Annotated in this window: 5 protein-coding genes and 1 pseudogene; 3 read left to right on the top strand and 3 right to left on the bottom strand. The window is 39.9% G+C overall.

What is annotated here, in order from left to right; genetic code table 11:
* Nucleotides 1–593 (top strand): annotated as a pseudogene (locus ACNKXS_RS05650) (hypothetical protein); the annotation flags it as partial.
* 72 nt (nucleotides 594–665) lie between these two features.
* Here the strand turns inward: ACNKXS_RS05650 and ACNKXS_RS05645 are convergent.
* On the bottom strand, nucleotides 666–1,073 hold the full coding sequence (locus tag ACNKXS_RS05645; protein ID WP_417920000.1) for a hypothetical protein: 408 nt from the start codon (nucleotides 1,071–1,073) through the stop codon (nucleotides 666–668).
* Nucleotides 1,074–1,183: 110 nt separating this feature from the next.
* Nucleotides 1,184–1,417 (bottom strand): hypothetical protein, encoded by a 234-nt coding sequence (locus tag ACNKXS_RS05640; protein ID WP_417919999.1) that lies wholly within the window; start codon nucleotides 1,415–1,417, stop codon nucleotides 1,184–1,186.
* A gap of 365 nt (nucleotides 1,418–1,782) precedes the next feature.
* Between ACNKXS_RS05640 and dinB the strand changes: the two genes are divergently transcribed.
* Both dinB and ACNKXS_RS05630 read left to right on the top strand, forming a co-directional pair.
* The gene (gene dinB, locus ACNKXS_RS05635; RefSeq protein ID WP_417920148.1) at nucleotides 1,783–3,003 is read left to right on the top strand and encodes a DNA polymerase IV; all 1,221 of its coding nucleotides are present in this window, start codon (nucleotides 1,783–1,785) and stop codon (nucleotides 3,001–3,003) included.
* A 34-nt stretch (nucleotides 3,004–3,037) separates the two neighbouring features.
* A complete protein-coding gene (locus ACNKXS_RS05630; RefSeq protein WP_417919998.1) occupies nucleotides 3,038–6,019 on the top strand; it encodes a DNA polymerase III subunit alpha in 2,982 nt (993 codons plus the stop codon).
* Between the two features lie 111 nt (nucleotides 6,020–6,130).
* Here ACNKXS_RS05630 and ACNKXS_RS05625 read toward each other — a convergent pair whose 3' ends face one another.
* Nucleotides 6,131–7,708 (bottom strand): NAD(P)/FAD-dependent oxidoreductase, encoded by a 1,578-nt coding sequence (locus ACNKXS_RS05625; RefSeq protein WP_417919997.1) that lies wholly within the window; start codon nucleotides 7,706–7,708, stop codon nucleotides 6,131–6,133.
* Nucleotides 7,709–7,717: the final 9 nt, after the last annotated feature.

Genomic DNA, 7,717 nt, shown 5'->3' with positions numbered 1-7,717 from the left:
ACACCACTGCAGATGGTAGATTTTATATCTATAGCAAAGAAGACAATGGATTTACTTTAAGAAACACGGTAACCGTAGATTTTAAGGTTTGGGGTATCGAGTTTGTTGGAAACACCTTGTATGCAATTGTAGATACCACAAACATGCTAGCTAGTTTTGACAACTTCCTGTCTAATAATACAGACGGAATGGTGAGCGCTACTAAAACTGTGATGGTAGAAGGAATTGTGAGAACTCATGGTCTTGACTATGATGGTGGAACAATGGTACTTACAGATATTGGAGATGCAGGATCTGATGCTGATGGTGGACTTCATGTAATTACCGACTTTGACAGTAAATTTAATAATACCATGGATGCTGGAACTTTAGCGCTTTCAGATCAAATGAGAATTTCTGGAGCAGCTACTTTATTGGGTAACCCGGTAAATGTTGCTTATGATGCAGATTCTGATATGATCTATGTTGCTGAGCTTGCCAACGGTGGTGGTAGAGTACTGGCTTTTGACGATGCGTCAAACGCGAGTGGAAATGCAACTCCAGCTGTAAACAATATGCTTTCTGGAGTATCTGCAGTATATTTTGAAGACTAATTTAGTTTTTTAGTTTCAAAAGAAAAGCCCGGTCAAATTGATCGGGCTTTTTGTTTTATTGATTTGGAGTGATTATTCAGGAATTACTACCGCAATTTCTTCAGAAAATACGTTCTGGCCTTTCAACCACTCCTGGAAACCTGCTTCTCCCATACGGGCTTTCATTGCTTTAGTGCTTACAGCAGTACCTTCTACGGTCACTCCAGAAACGAAAGGATAGCTGGTATATCTTACCACACCATCAATTAGCATGTCATACTCTGGTCCTGCTTCTTCCAATGCTTCATCCATAGCATCTTTAATATTCCATCCAATTCCTAGAAAATAAGATTTTTTACCCTCAGTTTTTACACCCTGAGCTCTATCGATGTCAAGATTTACATTTTTAGAACTAATTACGGTAAAGTCAACCAGTCTAAAAGAGCAACTGGATAATGTCATTGCAGCGATGGCAATGATGAGTAAAGATTTAAACTTCATTTGGTTAGATTAAGTGTTTCCCCTACTCTCAGGATTTTCGGGTTCCTCCATACAAACGAAAATAGTATTTTTTTATATCTAAGAGTGAATTTAAAATTCTATAGAAGCACTTAATTTAAGGAGAGATTGAATTTCCTCATCATTTTATAGATACAACGAAAGACAGGTTTGGTCGCTTTATCTGCATCTGAATTATCAAATCTGAATTTTATAATTTTTGATCCCGGCTCTTCTGAAGGATTGCGAAATCCGGTGCCGTCCAGGACAAACTTAGTTTTTTCAGAAAAGATAAAATCTGTAGCATATTTTTTTATGAGTCCGCGTTTTCCTGAAGATCCTTTCATAATCCTGAGTATTAATGAATTATTAAGTTACGAAAAATTCATAATTGAGACTCTAAAAGTGCTATATATCATTAGGATTGGCATGAAAGATCGATAAATGAAAAATTTATAACCATAAACACAATTAAAAATTTGAATAATAACAAATTTATATTACACAGATTATCATATTACTGAGGCAATTTCAATATTGAAAACTGAGAAATCAATTTTAGATAATTTTTTTTCATTTGAGATTAACTGCCAGCTCTACATCCCCATTCAATTTCAAAATTCCTATTTCTTTTTAACGCTCCCTCAACATCATAAACCAGATTAAATTTATAATTTTGGAATTATTCCTATTTAATGGATTTATTCCTATTATGAAATTAGAGAAATCAATTATACACCTGGATCTGGATACCTTTTTTGTTTCCGCAGAAAGACGTCTGGATTCTAAATTGAATGGTAAACCCCTTATCGTAGGTGGCCTGGGAGATCGCGGTGTGGTAGCAGCCTGCAGTTATGAGACTCGCAAGTTTGGAGTACATTCCGGGATGTCTATGAAAGTAGCCAGGCAACTCTGCCCTCAGTCTATCGTGATCAAAGGGAATGCTTCCACATACACCAAATTCTCCCATGAGGTAACCGAAGTTATTCGTAGCAAAGTTCCTTCTTTTGAAAAGGCCAGCGTAGATGAGTTCTATGCAGATCTCACGGGAATGGATCGGTTTTTCGGGATCACCCAGTTTGCTAAAGAACTTCAGGAAACTATCAAAAAAGAAACTTATTTACCTATTTCCTTCGGACTTTCCACCAACAAAGTCGTTTCCAAGATCGCTACAGGTGAAGGCAAACCTTATGCCCAGAAAGTGATCGAAGCAGGTTCAGAAAAAACATTTCTTGCTCCGCTTGCAGTGAACAAGATCCCGATGATCGGGAATAAAACATTTCAGAAACTTTTAAATCTCGGCGTTCGCAGGATTGAGACAATTCAGAAGATGCCTGTAGAGGTTTTAGAGAGCGTTTTGGGTAAGAATGGCCGTACTATATGGAAACGTGCTCACGGGATCGATAATCCTCCTATCATTCCGTTTCACGAGCGCAAGTCTATTTCAACTGAAAGAACCTTTAACCGGGATACTATCGATATGATCCGTTTGCATGGTACGCTGGTTGCCATGGCAGAAAGTCTCGCCTATCAGCTTCGGCGGGGAAATAAACTTGTTTCCACAGTGAGTGTAAAGATCAGGTATTCAGATTTTCAAACTTACAGCAAACAGGTAAGGATCCCGTATACCAGTGCAGATCATATTCTAATTCCTAAGGTCGAGGAACTTTTTAAACAACTATACAGCAGGCGCCTGCTCATCAGGTTGATTGGGGTGAAGTTTAGCGGACTCGTGGGTGGCCATTACCAGATCAATCTTTTCGATGATTCTGAAGATATGCTGAATCTCTACAATTCCCTGGATAAGATCAAAAATCGTTTTGGTGAACATGCGGTCATGCGTGCTGCTGCAATGGATGCGAAGACCATCGGCAGAATGAAGAATCCTTTTAACGGGGAGCCACCAATCGTTCTTGCTCATAGAAAACAATAATGATGATCTATTCTGAAGTATAAAAAGATTACTGATGTATTTAAACTGCCACACATACTATTCACTACGATATGGGACTTTTCCCATCAGGGAGTTGTGTGAGCTCGCCTACTCCAACGATATCTGGCAATTCGCCATTACAGATATCAATAATACTTCAGCCTGCCTCGAATTCCTGAGGCTAACCAATGGAACTAAAATCAAACCGGTTCTGGGAATTGACTTTAGAAATGCTGCCCAGCAACAATATATTGGACTGGCAAAAAACAATGCTGGCTTCCTTCAGCTTAACGACCATCTTTCAAATCACCTGCATGAAAAGAAAGATTTTGAAACGCTAGCTCCGCAACTACCCGATTGTTTTATCATTTACCCCTTCGGAAACGTGGTGGAACAAAAACGTAAAAACTTCAGAAATAATGAATATATAGGAGTTTCCAAAGAGGAGATCGGGAAATTAAGGTTTTCAGAATATAGAAATATGAAGGACAAACTGGTCATTCTACAAACAGTAAGCTTTCGGAATAAAAAGGACTTTAATGCGCACCGCTTACTCCGAGCAATCGACAATAATTTGCTGCTAAGCAAGCTTCCGGAAAGCCAACAGGGCAAGTTTTCTCATATAATGTGTCCCAAAAAGGAAATGGAAACTGCTTTTGAAGACTTTCCTCATATTCTGGAAAATACACAGCAAATTCTGGACGCTTGCCGGGTGCATTATGACTTTGGAAAGGGACAGAATCGAAATTTAAAGGTCTACCGGAATACGATCGAAGAGGATGCAGATATGATACGGAGGCTCACCTACGAGAAACTTCCCGAAAAATATCCCGAAGCAGATCGTGAAGTTTATACGCGTGTTGAAAAGGAACTGGAATCTATCATCAGGCTTGAGTTCGTTTCTTATTTCCTTATCAACCTGGGAATTGTGGATTATGCGCGTTCACAAAATTATCCTTTTGTAGGACGCGGTAGTGGTGCGAATTCGATTGTGGCTTATATTCTTGGCATCACCAATGTGGATCCTATAGAACTTGATCTTTATTTTGAACGTTTTATAAATCCTAACCGGAAATCTCCGCCAGATTTTGACCTTGATTTTTCCTGGAAGGATCGTAATGACATTACAGATTATATTTTCAGGACTTATGAGAATACGGCACTTATGGGGACTTATGTGACTTTCAAAGAGCGAGCGGTAGCCCGGGAACTGGGAAAGGTATTTGGTTTACCCAAGGAAAATATCGATAAGCTCGCTTCTGGCTTCTATTCCTATCAAAATCTGGATCACCTGGAGAAACTGGTGATCCGGTACAGCAAACTCATAGAAGGATTTCCCAATTATTTGAGTGTTCATTCCGGCGGAATTTTGATCCTGAACGATTCGGTTCATAATTATGCTGCAACGTTTTTACCTCCCAAAGGCTTCCGGACGATACAGATCGATATGAACATTGCTGAAGAAGTAGGCATTCATAAATTTGATATTCTTGCTCAACGTGGACTCTCTAAAATCACCGATACCATCGAGATCGTAAAACAGAATCAGCCAGACGCTCATCTGGAGGATATCGATAACATTAAAAAATTTAAGGAAGATCCTGCTATTAACGAGTTGCTCACTACCGGCGATTGTATGGGAGTATTTTATGTGGAATCCCCTGCCATGCGAGGTTTACTAACAAAACTACAAACCCGGGATTACCTTAACCTGGTTGCCGCAAGTTCTGTAATTAGACCAGGAATTTCCAGCGCTGGAATGAAGGATGAATTTATTCTAAGACATCGCTTTCCTGAAAAAAGAAAGGAAGCGCACCCGGTAATGTACGAGATCATGCCCGACACTTATGGCGTGATGGTTTACCAGGAAGATGTAATGAAAGTCGCTTACCATTTTGCCGGTTTGAGCCTGGATGATGCAGATGTATTACGAAGAGGAATGAGTGGAAAAAAAACTTCCCGGGGGCAAATGGAAAAGATCGAGAATACCTTTCGTGAAAATTGTAATATTAAAGGTTATGAACCAAAACTGATCGATGAAGTCTGGGAGCAGATCTCTTCCTTTGCTGGCTATGCATTTCCGAAAGGACATTCGGCTTCCTACGCTGTGGAGAGCTACCAGAGTTTGTACCTGAAGAAATATTTTCCACTGGAGTTTATGGTCGCGGCGATTAACAATGGAGGTGGTTTCTATGATCTGCAAACCTATATTCAGGAAATAAGACGCTGGGGCGGCACGATTCACGCTCCCTGTATCAATAAAAGCGACCACCCTAATGTCATCTACGGAAAAAACGTTTATTTAGGTTTTGGATATATTAAAGAGCTGGAAGTAAAAACTATTCAGCAAATTCTGGAAAACAGGCAATTCTTTGGAGAATTTAGTTCGCTGGATGATTTTATAGACCGTATCCATATTTCTATTGAGCAACTTAGCTTATTACTGAAAATTAACGCCTTCAGGTTTACCGGCATGGACAAACACGAACTTCTATGGAAAGCTTATTTTAAGCTGGATAAGAATAAACCAAAAACGAATCAGCCGCTACTTTTTAAACCAAAGCATAAAGATTTTGAATTGCCTGAATTTGAAGCTTCTAAAATGATCGAAGCTTACGACCAGATGGAACTTCTGGGATTTCCCCTATGCAGTCATTTTGAATTACTGAAAGATCCTCTAAAGCAAAATGTGGTGACAGCTTCGCAACTAAAAGATCATATCGGGAAAAACATAGAGATCTATGGCAACCTGGTAAATTCTAAAAAAACCGGAACTTCAAATGGCAAATACATGTATTTCGGTACTTTCTATGATCCTGAAGGAGTCATTTTTGATGTGGTACTTTTCCCTTCAGTAGCCGAAAAGTATCCTATAAGATCTAAAGGAATTTACCTGTGTTATGGTGAGGTTGTTTCCAATCTTGGATATATCTCCATTAGCATCAAAACGCTCTCCAGACAGGCTACGCAAACCGATCCCAGACTCGTGGGAACTAATTTTAAGTTTGCTGTGTAGAAACTCTACTTAAGACTGCTATTTTCTTAACTAGTAGCAATCAGATACACTTCCGAAATAGAATGAAATTGAAATTTCAGAACGGTAAAATCTGATAAAAACTGCAAGTATTTAATTGCTGTCGCCTGCCTGCGTTGCTTCATACTTCTTCGCAATAGCATCCACACAGTTGATTCCGTCGATAGCTGCGGAAATGATTCCGCCGGCATATCCAGCTCCTTCTCCACAGGGATAAAATCCTTTTACTTCTACATGTTCTAAAGTTTCCTGGTCACGCGGAATTAGAATTGGGGAAGAAGTCCTGCTTTCCGGAGCATGTAAAACGGCTTCGTTCGTATAATAACCTTTCAGTTTTTTTCCGAATTTCAGAAAAGCTTTCCGAAGTCTTTTAGCAATTAGATCGGGTAACACTTTATTAAGATCAACGCTTACTATTCCAGGCTGGTAAGAAGTTTTCGGAAAATCTGAAGACACTCTTCCTTCTACAAAATCCTTCATGCGCTGCGCTGGAACCTGCTGAGTTCTGCCAGCCGCTTCCCAGCAGTTTCTTTCCACCATTTTCTGAAAGTCAAGACAAACAAATGGATCATTTTCTTGATAACCCGGTAGATCTGTAGGTTCTATACTTACCACTATTCCTGAATTGGAATATGGATTATTTCGCTTGCTTGGACTCCAGCCATTGGTAACCACTTCTTCCTGTTCTGTAGCACACGGAGCAATAATACCTCCCGGACACATACAGAAAGAATACACCCCAAGTCCGTCTACCTGTTCTACCAGGCTATACGAAGCTGGTGGTAGATAAGGGTTTTCATCATCCCCGTGATACTGAATATGATCAATCAGTTTTTGCTGATGCTCAATTCGAACTCCCAGCGCGAAAGGCTTGGCTTCGATCTTTATATTTCGTTCATGCAATAGGTAAAAAATATCCCTGGCTGAATGGCCCGTTGCCAGAATTACCTCATCAAAATGTAACCACTTCTCTTTATTGATCTCAATGGCCGTTAACTTATCACTCTCTAACTTTAGGTCGGTTAGTTTAGAGTTAAAATGTACTTCTCCTCCAGCATCCACGATCGCTTCCCGCATAGCGGTGATGATCTTAGGTAATTTATTCGTTCCAATATGTGGATGAGCATCCACAAGAATATCAGGATCTGCTCCAAATTCCACGAACCACTCCAGAGCTTTCAATACGTTACCTCGTTTTTTTGAGCGTGTATATAATTTCCCGTCTGAGTACGTACCAGCACCACCTTCTCCAAAACAGTAATTAGATTCAGGGTTTACGGTTTGTTCCTTATTAATCTTCGCAAGGTCATGTCTTCTGGCTCTTACATCTTTCCCGCGTTCAAAAACCACAGGTTTCAATCCCGCTTCCACTGCTCTTAGTGCTGCATACAATCCGGCAGGACCAGCACCAATAATTGATATTTGCTTTGCTTTGGAAACATCCTGAAGAGATAAAGATGATCTTGTATCTCTTTCTTCACCATGTTTCCATATCTCAATCTGCAGATTAAGTTTCACCGGTTTTTTCCGGGCATCTATAGAACGCTTTCTAATTCTCCAGTCTCCGATATCATCTTTCCTGATATTTGATTTCTTAATTGCCCTGTTCAGAAGCAGATGATGATCTTCAAGTTCCCGGGGTAAGGCTGTTATTTGAACGAGTGTGCTCATAGACCCCAA

The sequence above is a fragment of the Christiangramia marina genome (assembly GCF_048285865.1).
GTDB classification, from domain to species: domain Bacteria; phylum Bacteroidota; class Bacteroidia; order Flavobacteriales; family Flavobacteriaceae; genus Christiangramia; species Christiangramia marina.
The sequence above is the reverse complement of the archived record's forward strand: the minus strand, read 5'-3'. Positions and strand labels throughout refer to the sequence as shown.

Excerpts from the sequence above, each read along its gene's own strand:
- ACNKXS_RS05645 (WP_417920000.1), bottom strand. The coding sequence starts at position 1,073 with ATGAAGTTTAAATCTTTACTCATCATTGCCATCGCTGCAATGACATTA.
- ACNKXS_RS05630 (WP_417919998.1), top strand. The coding sequence starts at position 3,038 with ATGTATTTAAACTGCCACACATACTATTCACTACGATATGGGACTTTT.
- dinB (WP_417920148.1), top strand. The coding sequence starts at position 1,783 with ATGAAATTAGAGAAATCAATTATACACCTGGATCTGGATACCTTTTTT.
- ACNKXS_RS05640 (WP_417919999.1), bottom strand. The coding sequence starts at position 1,417 with ATGAAAGGATCTTCAGGAAAACGCGGACTCATAAAAAAATATGCTACA.
- ACNKXS_RS05625 (WP_417919997.1), bottom strand. The coding sequence starts at position 7,708 with ATGAGCACACTCGTTCAAATAACAGCCTTACCCCGGGAACTTGAAGAT.